Raw genomic sequence first — 15799 nt, 5'->3', positions numbered from 1 at the left:
AGGGGCTTTCTGTAGCATTCGCGCCCTCCCAAATCCTGCAGCAATTTTCCGGCCAGTTCCCGTTGTGCGCCTACGTGCGTGGCGATTGGCAGCGCGCGCGTTATCCCCAGATGTCGCCGGGAACCGGAAAGTCGTATGCTCAGGCGCTGTGGAGCGAAAAGTATTTCGTCGCCAGGGACGGCATAGGCTTAACCGCCACCCCGGGAGCCGGTCGCAACGCCGGCCTCCCACCCTTTTTCCTGGCGTCTGCACGCTTGTCGCTCTTCCTCTGCTTTGGCATGATGCCCCACTGTCTTATCACGGGAGCCCGCCATGTCATCCGCCCTAACCCTGATCGCCGGCCCAAAGGCCTTGCAACACATCCGCAATCGCGGTCTGAAAGCGAATGACTTCAATCTGCTGGCGGGAGCGTCCGGGGGCCCCAAATGGTTCATCCTGTTCGGGCTGGACAAGTATCTGTCTGGTGAGTTTTTCAAAGATCGCGGTACGCCGCTGCACACCATCGGCTCCTCCGCCGGCGCCTGGCGCATGGCCTGCTTCGCCCAGAACGATCCAGTAGCGGCGATTACCCGGCTGGCGGAGCATTATTCCCAGGAGCGCTATTCCGACAAGCCCGACGTGGCGGAGATCACCGCCAAAGCCAGACTGATGGTGCAAACCACGCTGGGCGCCAATGGCGCAGCGGAAGTCGCCGTCCATCCTACTATTCGTACGCATATTCTGGCGGACCGCTGCCGCGGCCCCGCCGCTTCGGAAAAAGTCTGGCTGCAGTTATTCGGTCTGGCGCTGGCCGCCGGGGCCAATGCGCTAAGCCGGCGAGCGCTGGGATTGTTCTTCGAGCGCGTGCTGTTTCACACCGGCGCAGAACCTGCGTTGCAGTTAAAGGATCTGCCTACCCGCACCGCTCCTCTCCATGCGCAGAATCTGGAGCAGGCGCTCATGGCGTCAGGCGCGATTCCGCTGGTGCTGTCCGGGGTTTCCGACATTACGGACGCTCCTAAAGGCGTCTACCGGGACGGCGGTATTCTGGATTACCACTTTGATCTGCCTTTTAATCAAAGCCAGGGGCTGGTCCTCTACCCGCACTTCAGTCAGCAGGTGACGCCGGGCTGGCTGGATAAAAAGCTGCCTTATCGACGCGTCGATCCCCGCCATTATGACAACGTGCTGATGCTGGCGCCGTCCAGGGAACTGGTGGCGAAACTCCCCTACGGCAAAATCTCCGATCGTAATGATTTCAAGCATCTGGACGCAGACAGCCGCCTCAAATACTGGCGTACGGTGTTGCAGGAAAGCGAGCGTATGGCGGACGCCTTGCACGAAATGGTCGCCACTGGCAAAGGTCTGGACGACATTCAGCCCTTCCAACCCTGACGAGCGGGGCTTATTGGCGAGGAAACGGGCAAGGTCAGAAAAAGCTAAGCGGGGAGAAACCACCGCCGCCCCCTCGGGGACGACGATGGCGAATGACTGTCTAGGCGGGATCAGGCGGTCTCGATATCCACCAGGATTTCTCCCGGCGTAACGCGGTCGCCCTTCTTGGCGAAAACACCTTTCACCACACCGGCGACGCCGACTTTGATCTCGGTTTCCATCTTCATGGCTTCGATAATCAACACCGCGTCGCCAACGGCCACGGTCTGACCTTCCTTGACCAGCACATCGACAATGTTGCCGGGCATGGCGGTAGTGATATGTCCAGGTGCGGAAGCGCGCTGACGCTTGCCGCCGCCTTCAGCCGGCGTATAAGCGCCAGTGGACTCGATCATGATCTCTTCCGGCTCGCCGTCTACCGTCATATAGAAACGACGCTCGCTCTCGCTGCCGGGGCTGACGCCAGTGACATGAATGTCGTAGGTTTCGCCGTGAACGGTGATCTTGAACTCGGTCGCCACGCCCGCCGCCTTGGCGTCCGCCTTCGGCTGCAACGGCTCCGGCTTGAGAGTGCCCGCTTTGCGCCCTTGCAGGAACGGCTTGGCCACTTCCGGGAACATGGCGTAAGTCAGCATATCTTCATCCGACTCCGCCAGATCGCCCACTTCTTCTTTCAATTTGTGCAACTCGGGCTGCAACAGATCAGCGGGACGACAGTCGATCACATCTTCTTTGCCGATCGCCTGCTTCTGCAACTCCAGATTCACCGCCGCCGGAGCCTGACCGTACCAGCCCTGCAGATAGCGCTTCACTTCGTTGGTGATGGTCTCGTAGCGCTTGCCGGTGATCACGTTGAGCACTGCCTGCGTTCCCACGATCTGTGAGGTCGGCGTCACCAGCGGCGGATAGCCAAGGTCTTCACGCACCCGTGGAATTTCGGCGAATACGTCGCGAATGCGATCCAGCGCGCCCTGCTCTTTCAACTGGTTGGCCAGGTTGGACATCATGCCGCCAGGCACCTGATTGATCAGCACACTGGTGTCGACGCCGTTGTACTCGCTTTCAAACTGGTGGTACTTCTTGCGCACTTCACGGAAATGCGCCGCCACCTCGCCCAGAAGTTTCATATCCAGGCCGGTTTCGTAGCCCGCCGCTTTCAGGGTCGCCGCAATGGTTTCCGTGGGCGGATGGCTGGTGCCGCCAGCGAAGGAGGAAATACAGGTGTCGAGGTGATCCACGCCGGCTTCCACCGCCTTCAGCTGGCACATGGACGCCATGCCGGAGGTGTAGTGAGAGTGCAGGAAGATCGGCAGCTTCAGGGATTGCTTGAGCGCGCTGACCAGGTCGAAAGTCACTTGTGGAGTCAGCAGACCCGCCATGTCTTTGATGGCGATACTGTCCGCGCCCATATCCGCCATACGCTTGGCTTGATCCACAAACGCCTCGACAGTATGCACCGGGCTGGTGGTGTAGCAGATCGTGCCTTGAGCGTGCTTGCCGGTTTTCTTCACCGCCGCAATCGCGGTTTCCAGATTACGCACGTCATTGAGGGCGTCGAAGATGCGGAATACATCGATGCCGTTGCTGGCGGCCTTTTCCACAAACGCCGTCACTACGTCATCGGAGTAGTGTCTGTAGCCCAGCAGGTTCTGGCCGCGCAGCAGCATCTGCAGACGCGTGTTGGGAATGGCTTTACGCAGTTGACGCAGTCTCTCCCAGGGGTCTTCCTTCAGGAAGCGCACGCAGGCGTCGAACGTGGCGCCGCCCCATACTTCCAGAGACCAGTAACCGGCTTTGTCGAGTTTTTCCGCCACCGGCAGCATATCTTCCGTGCGCATGCGGGTGGCGATCAGCGACTGGTGGCCGTCGCGCAGGATGACGTCAGTGATGTTTATTTTCTTACTCATACTTAATTCGCTCCCTTACATGCCCGCCTGCGCGGCGACCGCCGCTGCGAGCGCGGCGGCCAGCGATTCCGGCCGACGTTTGATGGAATAGTTGATCAGTTCAGGATGGGCTTCGACGAAACCGGTATTAAAGTCTCCCGCGCGGAACTCAGGATGCCGGAGAATCTCGCGATAGTAGGGAATCGTCGTGCGAATCCCGTAAATCTGCATGTCCTCCAGCGCCCGCTCGGCGCGCTCCAGCATGTCCTCCCAGGTGAGATTCCAGACGATGAGCTTGGCGCACATGGAATCGTAATAAGGAGGAATGGTGTAACCGGTATAAATCGCCGCATCGGTCCGTACGCCCGGGCCGCCGGGAGAGTAGTAGCGGCTGATGCGTCCGAAGCTGGGCAGAAAACCGTTTTTCGGGTCTTCCGCGTTGATGCGGAACTGGGCGGCGAAACCGCGATAGCTGATGTCCGCCTGCAGGAACGGCAGGGGCTCTCCAGCGGCGATGCGGATCTGGGTTTTGACGATGTCGATGCCGGTGATCTGCTCGGTGATGGTGTGCTCCACCTGCACCCGGGTGTTCATCTCCATGAAGTAGAAGCTGCCGTCATGATCGAGCAGGAACTCCACCGTCCCCGCATTTTCGTAACCCACTTCCCTGGCGACTTTCACCGCCAGTTCGCCCACATAGTGGCGCTGTTCGTTGGAGAGCTGCGGCGAGGGCGCCAGTTCGATCAGTTTCTGATTACGGCGCTGGATGGAGCAATCCCGCTCGTACAGATGCACGACGCCGCCATGGGCGTCCGCCAACACCTGCACCTCAATATGGCGCGGGTCGACGATGCACTTTTCCAGGAACACTTCCGCACGGCCAAACGCCTTAGTGGCTTCTGAAATAACCCGTTGGTAGTTGCTGCGCAGGTCTTTCTCGTCGTTACAGCGGCGAATGCCGCGTCCGCCGCCGCCGGAGGTGGCTTTCAGCATGACCGGGTAGCCTAAGCCCGCGGCGACTTCCACCGCGTGCTCCAGATCTCTCAGATTGCCTTCACTGCCGGGAGTCACAGGCACGCTGGCGCGCTTGGCGCTGTTGCGAGCCTCGGTTTTATCGCCCATTTGTCGAATGACGTCGGCGCTCGGACCGATAAATTTCACCCCCCGCTGGGCGCAGATTTCCGCCAGCTCAGCGTTTTCGGAGAGAAATCCATAGCCCGGATGCAGCGCGTCACAGCCTGTCTCCACCGCCAGATTCACGATCTGATGCGGGTTGAGATAGCCCTGCAACGGATCGGACCCCAGGCAATGGGACTCGTCCGCTTTCTTCACGTGCAAGGCGTAGCGGTCGGCTTCCGAATAAATCGCAACAGACCGAATGCCCAGTTCGCGACAGGCGCGGGCGACCCGCACCGCGATCTCGCCGCGGTTGGCTATCAATACTTTTTTGATCGACAGCTTGGGTCTCGATGATGATTGTGGTTGTGATGATGTAGAAGTTACAGGCACTGGAATTATCCCTCTTCTTTTCTTTAGTGACTAAATGAGAGTCATTTAGCCGCCGATAAGTCTAGCGGGAAATACGTATGTCTGTGAAGAAAAGTAACGCCATAGTGTCGATAAAGTTTATTAATCGCCTCTCTGAGCGGCCTGATCAGGCCGCTTCTTGCGCCTTTCGCGGCGACTTAGAGGGTATTTTTACGCCGTTTTCAATCACTGTACTGGAGTCCTCTTCCACAGCGGGCGCTGTTTTATTCCCGCGCCGCTCATGCAGGAAACGCAGCACTTCGGCCCTTAAGTGGTTATAGCGGCTGTCATCCGCCAGCGCCAGTCGATCGCGCGGACGCGGCAGGTCCACGGACAGCACTTCGCCAATGGTCGCCGCCGGCCCGTTGGTCATCATGACGATGCGGTCCGACAGCAGCACCGCTTCATCCACATCGTGCGTGATCATGACGACCGTGTTGTTAAGCGCATTCTGGATTTCCATCAAGGAGTCCTGCAAATGCGCCCGGGTTAACGCATCCAGGGCGCCGAAAGGTTCATCCATCAGCAGCACCGAGGGCTCCATCGCCAGCGCGCGGGCGATACCGACCCGCTGCTTCATGCCGCCGGAAATTTCCGACGGCTTCCTGTGCATGGCGTGATCCATATGCGCCAGACGCAGGTTGTGCTCAATCCATTCTTTCATTTCCCGCTTATTCTTCTTGCCGCGGAACACCTGACGCACCGCCAGCTCCACGTTTTCATAGGCGGTCAGCCAGGGCAGCAGGGAATGGTTCTGAAACACCACCGCCCGCTCCGGCCCCGGCTCGTTTACTTCCTTGCCGTCCAGCACGATGCCGCCTTCCGTGGCCTGCAACAGCCCTGCGATGATGTTGAGCACCGTGGACTTACCGCATCCCGAATGCCCGATCAGGGAGACGAACTCCCCTTTCCCAATGCGCAGATTGACCCGATCCAGGGCTCTGAATTTCCCTTTTGGCGTATCGAATTCTATGCTGACATGGTCGATCAACAAATGTTCAGCGGACATAGGCGACTCCTCTTGGTTAAAGCTCACAGGTTCAATTTGTTCAGCGTATGTCCGCTGTTTTATCCCAGGCGATGCGCCGCTGGATGGCCAACATGCCGCGATCCAGCGCAAAGCCGATGATCCCGATGGTGAATACCGCCACCATGATGCGCCCCAAAGAATTGGAGCTGCCGTTCTGAAATTCGTCCCACACGAATTTACCCAGCCCCGGATTCTGCGCCAGCATTTCCGCGGCGATCAGCACCATCCAGCCCACCCCCAGTGACAAGCGCATGCCGGTGAAGATCATCGGCACAGCGAACGGCAACACTACTTTGCGCACCTTGGTCATCCAGGACAGGCGCAGCACCAGACTGACGTTGTTCAGGTCCTTATCCAGTCCGGACACGCCCACGATAGTGTTGACCAGGGTCGGCCACATGCAGCACAGGGTGACGGTAATGGCGGAGTTGACGAAGGATTTCTCCAGCAGTGGATCGTCGGTGACATAGACTGCGCTCACCACCATGGTCACCAACGGCAGCCAGGCCAGCGGCGACACGGGTTTGAAGATCTGAATCAGGGGGTTGACCGCCGCGTACATGGTTTTGCTAAGCCCGCATACGACGCCCACTGGCACGGCGATCAGCACCGCCAGACTGAAGCCGACGAAGACGGTATAGAGGCTGGTGACGATCTGGTCCAAGTAGGTCGGACGTCCGTTATAGGAGCGCCACTTCACGTCCGCCGCGGGGTCTTGCGCCAGCTTTTTCGCGTTGCGTTCTTCCTGACGTTGATAGAACGCCTCCGCCTTTTCCCGCTCTTGTCGGTGCTCCAGCCAGAGCCCTAGCGCCTGCTCCCAGACTTGCGCCGGCCCCGGCACCGCGCCCAGAGAAGTCTGAATGCGCGACGCCGCCGCGTCCCAGACGCCCAGAAACAGCAGAAAAGCCAGTAACGGCACGCCAACGCCCCGCACAATGGCGGAGACCTGCTCACGGGGATTTTCCCCTTTCAGCAGACGCACCCAGGGCGCCAGCCAGGCGGCGCTTTCCAGTCGTTGAGAAATTTGAGCCATCATTTTCCGTCCTCACGCCAAGAAGCGTCGGGCGCGCCCGACGCAGGGCCGTTATTCCACCGTCTCGTCGCCTTTCAAGCCAATGCTGAAACTGGAGAGATAAGCGTTGGGCTGGCGTCCGTCATAGGCGACGCCGTCAATGAATTCCGCTTGCGGCGGCCGGAAGCCGTCTTCACTGGCGAAATCAGGGAAGTCGGATTTCGCCATCTTGCCTTCCGCGATCAATGCTTCCGCGGCTTTGCGATAGATATCAGGGCGATAGACCTGCTTCGAGGTTTCCATATACCAGCTGTCAGGTTTGGCTTCGGGAATCTGGCCCCAACGGCGCATCTGGGTGAGATACCAGATGGCGTCGGAGTAATAGGGATAGGTGGCGTGATAGCGGAAGAACACGTTGAAGTCCGGCAGAGCGCGCTTATCGCCCTTCTCGTACTCGAACGCGCCAGTCATGGAGTTGGCGATCACCTCGTAGTCCGCGCCGACGTAATTGGATTGGGACAGGATTTTCACCGCTTCCGGGCGATTGGCGTTGTTGTTTTCATCCAGCCATTTGGCGGCGCGGATCATCGCCTTCACCACAGCGATATGGGTATTGGGATATTTATCCGCCCAGGCTTTGGAAACGCCGAATACTTTCTCAGGATTATTTTTCCACAGTTCGTAATCGGTGATGACGGGCACGCCGATGCCTTTGAAGACCGCCTGCTGATTCCAGGGTTCGCCCACGCAATAGCCAAAGATCGTACCCGCCTCCAATGTTGACGGCATCTGCGGCGGCGGCGTCACCGACAACAGGGCGTCGGCTTTGATCTGTCCGGTGATGTCTCCTCTGTGGGGCGCGTAATAGCCCGGATGAATCCCGCCCGCCGCCAGCCAGTACCGCAGTTCATAGTTATGCGTGGAGACGGGAAACACCATGCCCATCTTGAAAGGCTTGCCCTCGTTCCGATACTTCTCCAGAACCGGCTTGAGGTAATCCGCCTTGATAGGATGCACGGGTTTGCCGTTCTCCATCGGGATATGCTTTTTCATCTCCCGCCAGACGTCGTTGGACACGGTGATGCCGTTGCCGTTCAAGTCCATGCTGAAGGCGGTGATAATATGCGCCTGAGTGCCGAAGCCGATGGTGGCGCCCAGCGGTTGCCCCGCCAGCATGTGCGCGCCGTCCAACTCACCAGTGATCACCCGGTCCAGCAACACTTTCCAGTTGGCCTGCGCCTCCAGTTCGACATACAAACCTTCGTCTTCAAAAAATCCCTTTTCCCGCGCAATCGCCAATGGCGCCATATCCGTCAACTTGATGAAACCGAACTTCAGATCTTCCTTCTCCGGTTCCGCTGCAAACGCGCCGCTTACGCAACAGGACAGGACAATACCCTTCACCAGATTCTTTAGCGTTATCGTGACTTTCATGGTCCGCTCCGAGGTTAAGAACTGACCACATCAATCCAACATTCATACCATTGGCGGATTTTTATCTTTTAAATCATTTAGTTGATATTCAATCACTTTAACGGCGCACTTTTTTGGCGCTGGCGAAAATCGTATAACGCACCAAGTTATCCCAACACCATGCACTATGCCCGCGGTATATCGCACCATTTGAGTGAGCAATGACCACTCCGCTCGCCTCCACTGCTTTGGCTTTTCCTCAGAGGTAGGCGATACTTTGTCATATTCCTGTCTTGAATTGCTGAACGGCAAAAACTGCATGTATTGCAAGTATCGAGTGGCATCTGTGGTCAGAGGCGCGTCGTTATGGGTCGCTCTGCTGTTTTATTGCTGCGCAGCAAACGCTGCGCAATATCGCTTCGCCCTGTTGATTCCCAATGACACCCCGTTTTGGAGCCGGGTGGCGCTGTTCGCGCAAAGCGCCGCGGAAGATCTGAATGTGGAACTGCACGTGCTGGACGGCGACGCCGACCGCCATCTGATGCTGCGGCAGTTCGAGCGTCTGCTGAAAGAGCGGCGTAAGTTCGACGCCATCATTTTTCCTAACTTTCTGCAGACGGCGGAAACCTTCATCCCCCTCTGTGAAAGCTCGCCGGTGATTTGTGTGCTCTATAACAGCGGCCTCGAAGGAGAAGCCGCCGAAAGGCTGGGGAGTCCCAAGCAGCGCTTCGAACACTGGATCGCCCAACTGCTGCCGGACGACATCGGCTCCGCCACCGCCGTCACCGTGGCGTTGATTCGCGATGTCAGAGCCAGCGCTCCCGGACGCCGGGTCAATATGATCGCCGTCAACGGATTCGCCGCCGATGGCCCGGCCATCGCCCGGGAGAAAGGGTTGCGCACGGCGGTAGGCTTATTCGACGACGTCACGCTTAATCAGGTGGTGTATACCGACTGGAGCGCCGAGGACGCAGAAAGCCGCACCATGGGCCTGTTGGAGCGCTTTCCTGACACCAACGCCATTTGGTCCGCCAACTATCGCACGACTGTAGGCGTCCTGGCCGCGCTGGAGAAATACCAGCGCACGCCGGGCCGGGATGTCTGGGTCAATTCCTATGACATCAACCCGACCTCTCTGCGCCAGGTAAGCGAAGGCGCGCTCACAATCACCGCCGGCGGCCACTATGTCGAAGGGGCCTGGGCGGTCATCCTGGCCTTCGATCATTTACAGGGTAAGCCCCGCCCGGTGGCCACCAGCGTGTTTCACACCCCTCTGCTGCTGGCCAATCACCGCAACGCCGGCAAGATCATCGCCGTGCTGAAGCGCCTGGAAGACTATCCACAGACCCTGCGCAAAGTCGACTTCTCCCGCTATTCCCTGGCCTTGAACCCAACCATCTCCGCCTACAACTTTTCCCTTGAATCCGTCATTGAACAAATGGCGCTGACAAGCAATTAGTCATCCTGTTTGATAAAGGTGACGCCAGCGATGCCCACCACGGTGAAGGATTTGCCTTCCTTGCTGTCGAAATGATAGAAGCTGACGCGCTCGGTGCGCCCATCATCGAACTGGAGGGTGAGCGCGTATTCGCTCAAGCGATATTTCCCGGCGGCGCCAGCGTTAGCGTAGGTGGAGACGCCCGCGCCTGCAGACGCCACGGAGCCGCCGGAAGACCGGTTCAGCTCAAAGCGTCCGTCACGGGTGAAAGTGATGGTTTGCGCTGAGGCGATGACATCCATCATGCCCATTTCAGCACTGGGCATGATCATGGTTGAACCGGCTTTCCAGGTTCCCTCCAGTTTCGCGTTCTTGTCTGCAGGCCATACTGGATAAACTTGGGGAACCTCCCAAGGATCGTCTCCGGGAATGCTAAAGACGTAAGTGTCGCCCTTCTCCTTCCAAGTACCCCAGGCTCTGGGCCGGACGCGCCGCGAAGCTTCCACATCCAGATCTTCCAACGCCAGGTCGAAATCACGATACAGATCGCCGTTACTGAACAGAAGCTGAGGTTTAAATATCAGGCTGAAGCCGTTCGACGAGTCGGTCAGCACCACCTTTTCCACCTCATCCCAATCCGGGCCGCCGTCCGGCTTCAGATACTTATCCATCTCAGCGGAAATAAGGGACACCTTCACCGCAGGCTTACTTCCTTTTTGCTTGGGGGTTTGCGCAGCATCCGCGTGTTGCGGGGAAGCCTTAAGCGTCCGGTAAAATGCGGGATAACTGTGGATTAGATTAAATTCATCGCTGGCGATCGCACCCGCCATCGCCTGACATAACCCCGGCATCTTACTTTCCAGGGAGCGGCGCAGTTTGAGTTTGGCTGACTCCAGTATGTGTTCCACTTTAGCGCTATCCTCAATGCGCCGTTTCACTACTGCATCAACTTGCGCCACCTGATTATGTTCCGCCCATTCACGAAAAGTCGCTTCGCTGACTACGGACAATTTCGCCTTGTTACAGAGCTCACGACTGATGCGCATGGCCTCAATATGTTGATAAACATCCGCCAGCCCTTCCGCAGCGCGCGCTGACGACAGCGTCAGCAAAGGCGCAGTGAGGACGGCCAGCGCCATGGTCAGCACAGAGCGCCGATAGCGTATGGCGAGAGACGATCGGCAAAGGTTTAACATGATGATTGATCCCCTGACTGGAAAATTGGAATATTGATCTGCTGTTAAAACGCTCCAGTTAAACAAGCCCCGCCTGGGGCGATAACTGGGGAAAACCCCAGGCGCCAGCAGTATTTCATCAGGAAAACCAGGAAACTTTTATGACGCAGCCGAATCGATACGCGATCGCCATTCATGGAGGAGCGGGGACCTTGTCCAAAGGAATGCTCACAGAGGACCAGGAGAACGAAGTACACGCCGCCCTGCGGCAGGCGGTCATGGCGGGCAAACAGATATTAGCCCAGGGAGGAACCAGCCTGGACGCCGTCGAAGCGGCGGTGCGCGAGTTGGAGAACAGCGAGTGGTTCAACGCCGGCAAAGGCTCCGTCTATAACTATGATGGCGATCATGAGCTGGACGCCTCCATCATGGACGGCGCCACCCTGAAAGCCGGCGCCGTGGCGGGCATCCGCAACAGCCCGAACCCTGTGACAGTGGCCCGCGCGGTCATGAACAAATCCGAACACGTCCTGTTGGCGGGTGAAGGCGCTGATCGTTTCGCCAAAGCGATGGGATTGCCCCAGGTGGAAAACTCCTGGTTCGGCACGCCCATGCGCCATAGCCAGTGGCGTCAGGCCCAGGATAAAGCCAAGCCCAGCCTGGAGCCGGGCGCGGAGGACTATAAATTCGGCACCGTGGGCGCTGTCGCCTTTGATCAGGCCGGCAACCTGGCCGCCGCCACCTCCACCGGCGGCATGACCAATAAAAAGTACGGCCGCGTCGGCGACTCTCCGCTGATCGGCTGCGGCGCTTACGCCGACAATCGCAGTTGCGCCGTGTCCACCACCGGGCACGGGGAATACTTTATTCGCCATGTCGTGGCCCATGAGGTGTGCGCCCGTTATCGCTATCTTGGCGAATCGCTGCAGCAGTGCGCGCAGCAGGTGTTGTTCGAGGAGTTGCAGCCAAGAGGCGGCGAAGGCGGATTGATCGCCATCGATCATACCGGCGCAGTGGTGTTGAATTTTAATACGGAAGGCATGTATCGGGGCTGGAGCGAAGGCGACGGCGAGGTTTTCACCGGCATCTACGGTGACGACGCGGTGCGCCCCAGTAAGGCTTAACGGTCAAAGCCACTAAGATTTAGCATTATTTTTAGCCAAAACAGTGGGATAGACTATTCTTAAAGAAGGTTTTTGACAAAAGTCCCCTTCTCTTCCGTCAGGACGCGAGGGGGCTTTGCGCCGTTTGTCAGTACTTTCTGGGGATGTCTATGCCTAAATTGCTGCGTTTTTTCACCACCCGGCTGTTGCGGCCGGTGCTTATCGTGTTGTGCGTTGCGGTGGCGCTGCAGATTGTCGCCAATATTCTGCTCGGACAATTTCAGTTAAACAATCTGGTCAAAGAGGTCGAGTCCGGCCTGCGTGACAGCCGCCAGAAGGTCAGCACTGAGTTGAGCGCGGCGGAAAGCACCGTCGCCACGCAATTACAGACCATGTCCGATAACGCCCAACAGCAACTACAGAGCAAGCTGGGCGCGCAGTTGGAGACTCAACGCAAAGATATCGCCCAGAATCTGCGACAGACCCTGGATGAAGGGGTTAAGAACCTCACCGGCATCGTCGCCGCTATCGCCCCCCCCGCTATCTGGGACCGGGACACTCCCGAATTGACGCGCCTGGCGCAGTTGGTGGACAACAGCGATTCCATCGTGTTCGCCGGCTTTTATGGCTTTTTCGGCCAGGAGCCGGAGCAGTTGACCCGCTATGTCGACCGCACCGATGAGAAAGTGCAGGAGCTGATCAAACAGGGCGAAGGCAAAGGCTCGCTGGCCAAGGTCATCGATGCGGCGGAGAAAGATCCCGGCATCGTCGTCATTCGTACGGATATCGCGCCCCAGGGCGCCGTGATCGGCCAGTTTGTAGTTGGCGTCAGCACTTCCCGCATCGACGGACAAATGGAGCGCCTGAAAGGCCAGTTCTCAGATCTTACCAACCAGAGCAAAGTGGCGGTGGCCAATGTGCTCGGCAGTGAATTGTCGCGGGTATCAGAGGCGCTACGGTTATCTCTGAAAAACACCGAAACGCAAACGGACGAATCCATCTCTTCCGCCGTCCTGCAGATTCGCGAAGGGGCGGAGTCGTTAATCGGCAGTCTGACTACGGCTTCTCTTGCAGCGGGAGTTATTTTGGTCGTGCTCATATCACTGGTGCTGGGCGTACGGGTGGTGTTGAAGGTGGATGTGCTGAGCAAAGCCATCTGGAACATCGCCGAGGGTGAGGCGGACCTGACGCAACGGGTGAGAATTCAGGGCAATGACGAAATCGCCGACGTGGGCAAAGGCCTCAACGTCTTTATCGAGCGGATACAGAAAATCGTGTTGAACGTGAATAAATCCGCGGAACTGGCTTCGTCGCAATCTGATGAATTAAAGCAGAACACCCAGCACGCCGATGAAGCCGTGGCGCATCAAAAGCAGGAAATCGAACAGATCTCTTCCGCCATCTCAGAGATGTCCAGCAGCATTCATCATGTGGCGGAGCATGTGCAACTGGTGGCCAACGACGTCGATCACATCAAGTCGGAAACCAAGAAGTCCGGCTCTATCTCGCATAATCTGCGCAATATGTTGCACTCGCTGCAATCAGAGATGAGCAACGCGGAAGAAGTCGTCAATCAACTCGACTCTCACAGCAAAGAAATCGGCTCCGTATTGCTGGTGATACGCACCATCGCCGAACAAACCAACCTGCTCGCGCTTAACGCCGCCATCGAGGCTGCGCGGGCGGGAGACAGCGGGCGCGGTTTCGCGGTGGTGGCGGATGAAGTGCGCACTCTCGCCAATAAAACCCAGCAGTCCACCACAGAGATTCAAAACCGCATAGACAGCCTGCAAAGCGGCAGTCAGAGCGCAGTGCGCTCCATCAGCGCCGCCTCAGAGCGGGCCAAGCGCTCCAGTGAGGCATTCACCGAGTCGGACAGCAGTCTGGAGAACATCAACCAGTTGGTGATTGGTCTGTACGATCGCACTACCGAGATCGCCTCAATGGCAGAAGAACAGAGCGGCGTTGCGGAGGAGATCAACCGCAACATCGTCAATATCGCCGACGCGTCAGAGCGCACCCAGCAGTCCGCCGCCGAATCCGCCCAGGCCGGAGCCAGTATCCAGCAGTCCGTGTCGGACTTGCGGCGGCAGGTGTCTGAATTTGTAGTGTGACGCCCGACGTTTTAAGGGATTAATAAGGCCGATAGGTGCTCATGCACTGGGCGATGTGATTGGACGCGTCATTGATACACTCGAAGAACTGGCGTTGCTTACCTTTTGCCTGCGAGCATTCGCGCTGGGTCAACTTGCTTTCGATGCGCTTCAATTCAGGCATGCCCTGATCGTATTGCGCCTGCGTCATGTGGCCGGAGTTCAGGTTTTTCCTGGCGACGTCGCGCATGCTCGAGAGCCAGTCTTTGCCATTGCTGATGGATTTAGAACAGAAATCAGACCCTAATGCTTCCCCGGACGCAGAACCCTCATCGTCTGTAGCAACAGGCGCCGCATCCTTTTTGATTTGCTCCTGCTTCTGCCCCGGACAGGGACGATCCGAAAACGTCATATTGCCCGACGCATCCGTACACTTATAGATACCCGCATTCGCCATCCCTGAACACAACAAGAAAATCACCGCCAACTTCCGCATTTCCAACTCCAAAGGCTCAGTCCACGCCGCTCCTAACGAGCAGCCTTACAAACTAACCAGAATAGACCATCAATCCCAGGATACAAATAAACGCGGAAACACTCGCCAAACGGCTACTTAGCGCCCTTCCATTCACCAATGGAAGCACGACGCTCATCGTCATCCGCTAACGCGTGACTGCCGACCAGCCTGCAGGGTTCGCATTGGTAGGGGAATAACCAGAGGTCGCCGCCCCTCTCAATAGAATGACCTGTCCGCCAATCTCCACCGCACCCTGGACACCTGCGTTTTTCCTCATGTTTGCGTCGGCCCCAATACCGAAAGAGAAAGTAGTATGTAGGTACGCCAGTGGCGGCTTCAATGATCCCGCACACCTCTTTCCCAGCTAAAGTCAGCGCGCTATTGGCGTCGGCAAGTTCCTTGTAGGTTTCTGACTCAAGCACAGCGGATCTCATCCAAATCGAGTCACACTGGCGGTAATTCCGCTGCCAGAAATAAGCCTGCTCACGTTCGTCTGCATCGCAAGGGACGGTGTACAGGGTGATATTTTCTCCATTGTCGCCCCGATATAACGGCGACTCGCCGCCATTATCGAGCGTATGCAGGTACAGGAATGGCGCGCCTTTCCATAGGGCTTCTTTCTTTGGCGCATTATCCTCCAACATTTCCCAAACCGGTTCACCACCAAAATACCGTTTAAGCGCTTCCAATGAACTCAAACCATAACGGTTAAAAAAACTCAGCTCCGTGGCGCTTGGTCCAAGTGTATTAACATATGCGCAAACAATGCCTTGCTGAACTGCACAAACATAATCGTCTACATTCACTTGCCCATTATGTGCAAGCGTAGAGAGAAAGCTGAACGCCAGCTCCAGCGCCTCATCTTTATCATCATTAACCAGCGAACCGAAGGTTACTTTACGTAGAATCAATGTTTATTCCCAATCCCTGAACTCAAACTAGGCGATATATAAAATACGCTCCAAATCCAACCACAACCCAGAACAATATCCCAAATACGAATGCAAACAACCCTTCCGGGTCGGCATGTTTACCGGCGGATAGCCGATGGATCAGATACCCCGGGCCTTTGATCAGAAACTCCATCACGAAATAGAACACGCCTTGCGCAATGACGCCCAGCAGTCTAAGGAGTAGGACTAATAGATCTTCCATCTAACAAACCGACCAGGTTAAAAACATTCTGGCATTCTGCCACGCTGAAACCATTCTATAAACAATAGGTCGGATA

At 57.2% G+C, this 15799-nt stretch carries 13 protein-coding genes; 4 read left to right on the top strand and 9 right to left on the bottom strand.

The genetic code is table 11. The annotated features are described in order from the left end of the window. Window positions 1-312 precede the first annotated feature (312 nt). The gene (locus tag ONV78_RS03490; protein WP_279501149.1) at window positions 313-1374 is read left to right on the top strand and encodes a patatin-like phospholipase family protein; all 1062 of its coding nucleotides are present in this window, start codon (window positions 313-315) and stop codon (window positions 1372-1374) included. Between the two features lie 110 nt (window positions 1375-1484). On the opposite strand, the gene oadA is transcribed toward ONV78_RS03490, so the two are convergent. From oadA to ONV78_RS03465, 5 genes are all read right to left on the bottom strand, one after another. Then, window positions 1485-3281, bottom strand: coding sequence for a sodium-extruding oxaloacetate decarboxylase subunit alpha (oadA, locus tag ONV78_RS03485; protein WP_216736039.1), 1797 nt, complete (start codon window positions 3279-3281; stop codon window positions 1485-1487). A gap of 15 nt (window positions 3282-3296) precedes the next feature. Continuing rightward, window positions 3297-4769 (bottom strand): acetyl-CoA carboxylase biotin carboxylase subunit, encoded by a 1473-nt coding sequence (locus ONV78_RS03480; RefSeq protein WP_279501148.1) that lies wholly within the window; start codon window positions 4767-4769, stop codon window positions 3297-3299. A gap of 145 nt (window positions 4770-4914) precedes the next feature. After that, window positions 4915-5796, bottom strand: coding sequence for an ABC transporter ATP-binding protein (locus ONV78_RS03475; protein WP_279501147.1), 882 nt, complete (start codon window positions 5794-5796; stop codon window positions 4915-4917). Window positions 5797-5836: 40 nt separating this feature from the next. Next, complete coding sequence (locus ONV78_RS03470) at window positions 5837-6853, bottom strand: ABC transporter permease (RefSeq protein WP_279501146.1); 1017 nt, start codon at window positions 6851-6853, stop codon at window positions 5837-5839. A 48-nt stretch (window positions 6854-6901) separates the two neighbouring features. Continuing rightward, window positions 6902-8263, bottom strand: coding sequence for a CmpA/NrtA family ABC transporter substrate-binding protein (locus tag ONV78_RS03465; RefSeq protein ID WP_279501145.1), 1362 nt, complete (start codon window positions 8261-8263; stop codon window positions 6902-6904). Window positions 8264-8519: 256 nt separating this feature from the next. Between ONV78_RS03465 and ONV78_RS03460 the strand changes: the two genes are divergently transcribed. Further along, window positions 8520-9701, top strand: coding sequence for an ABC transporter substrate-binding protein (locus ONV78_RS03460; RefSeq protein ID WP_279501144.1), 1182 nt, complete (start codon window positions 8520-8522; stop codon window positions 9699-9701). Here ONV78_RS03460 and ONV78_RS03455 read toward each other — a convergent pair. Then, window positions 9698-10876: a hypothetical protein gene (locus tag ONV78_RS03455; RefSeq protein ID WP_279501143.1), complete on the bottom strand. Its 1179-nt coding sequence runs from the start codon at window positions 10874-10876 to the stop codon at window positions 9698-9700. The two genes, ONV78_RS03460 and ONV78_RS03455, sit on opposite strands and share 4 nt — an antisense overlap. A gap of 140 nt (window positions 10877-11016) precedes the next feature. On the opposite strand from ONV78_RS03455, the gene ONV78_RS03450 reads away from it, so the two are divergent. Together ONV78_RS03450 and ONV78_RS03445 are read left to right on the top strand one after the other, a co-directional pair. Next, a complete protein-coding gene (locus tag ONV78_RS03450; RefSeq protein ID WP_279501141.1) occupies window positions 11017-11979 on the top strand; it encodes an isoaspartyl peptidase/L-asparaginase in 963 nt (320 codons plus the stop codon). 149 nt (window positions 11980-12128) lie between these two features. Continuing rightward, window positions 12129-14072 carry a methyl-accepting chemotaxis protein gene (locus tag ONV78_RS03445; RefSeq protein ID WP_216736032.1) on the top strand — a complete coding sequence of 648 codons (1944 nt, stop codon included), beginning with the start codon at window positions 12129-12131 and terminating at the stop codon, window positions 14070-14072. Window positions 14073-14091: 19 nt separating this feature from the next. On the opposite strand, the gene ONV78_RS03440 is transcribed toward ONV78_RS03445, so the two are convergent. From ONV78_RS03440 to ONV78_RS03430, 3 genes are all read right to left on the bottom strand, one after another. Then, the gene (locus tag ONV78_RS03440) at window positions 14092-14547 is read right to left on the bottom strand and encodes a DUF4124 domain-containing protein (protein WP_216736031.1); all 456 of its coding nucleotides are present in this window, start codon (window positions 14545-14547) and stop codon (window positions 14092-14094) included. 113 nt (window positions 14548-14660) lie between these two features. After that, window positions 14661-15479, bottom strand: a complete 819-nt coding sequence (locus ONV78_RS03435) for a DUF2310 family Zn-ribbon-containing protein (RefSeq protein WP_279501137.1) — start codon at window positions 15477-15479, stop codon at window positions 14661-14663. Window positions 15480-15501: 22 nt separating this feature from the next. After that, complete coding sequence (locus ONV78_RS03430) at window positions 15502-15723, bottom strand: hypothetical protein (protein WP_279501135.1); 222 nt, start codon at window positions 15721-15723, stop codon at window positions 15502-15504. Between the last annotated feature and the right edge of the window lie 76 nt (window positions 15724-15799).

The sequence above is a fragment of the Hahella sp. CR1 genome (assembly GCF_029813005.1).
Taxonomy (GTDB): Bacteria; Pseudomonadota; Gammaproteobacteria; order Pseudomonadales; family Oleiphilaceae; genus Hahella.
This window is presented reverse-complemented; position numbering and strand designations above follow the sequence as displayed.

Excerpts from the sequence above, each read along its gene's own strand:
- ONV78_RS03490 (WP_279501149.1), top strand. The coding sequence starts at position 313 with ATGTCATCCGCCCTAACCCTGATCGCCGGCCCAAAGGCCTTGCAACAC.
- oadA (WP_216736039.1), bottom strand. The coding sequence starts at position 3,281 with ATGAGTAAGAAAATAAACATCACTGACGTCATCCTGCGCGACGGCCAC.
- ONV78_RS03475 (WP_279501147.1), bottom strand. The coding sequence starts at position 5,796 with ATGTCCGCTGAACATTTGTTGATCGACCATGTCAGCATAGAATTCGAT.
- ONV78_RS03470 (WP_279501146.1), bottom strand. The coding sequence starts at position 6,853 with ATGATGGCTCAAATTTCTCAACGACTGGAAAGCGCCGCCTGGCTGGCG.
- ONV78_RS03465 (WP_279501145.1), bottom strand. The coding sequence starts at position 8,263 with ATGAAAGTCACGATAACGCTAAAGAATCTGGTGAAGGGTATTGTCCTG.
- ONV78_RS03455 (WP_279501143.1), bottom strand. The coding sequence starts at position 10,876 with ATGTTAAACCTTTGCCGATCGTCTCTCGCCATACGCTATCGGCGCTCT.
- ONV78_RS03450 (WP_279501141.1), top strand. The coding sequence starts at position 11,017 with ATGACGCAGCCGAATCGATACGCGATCGCCATTCATGGAGGAGCGGGG.
- ONV78_RS03445 (WP_216736032.1), top strand. The coding sequence starts at position 12,129 with ATGCCTAAATTGCTGCGTTTTTTCACCACCCGGCTGTTGCGGCCGGTG.
- ONV78_RS03440 (WP_216736031.1), bottom strand. The coding sequence starts at position 14,547 with ATGCGGAAGTTGGCGGTGATTTTCTTGTTGTGTTCAGGGATGGCGAAT.
- ONV78_RS03430 (WP_279501135.1), bottom strand. The coding sequence starts at position 15,723 with ATGGAAGATCTATTAGTCCTACTCCTTAGACTGCTGGGCGTCATTGCG.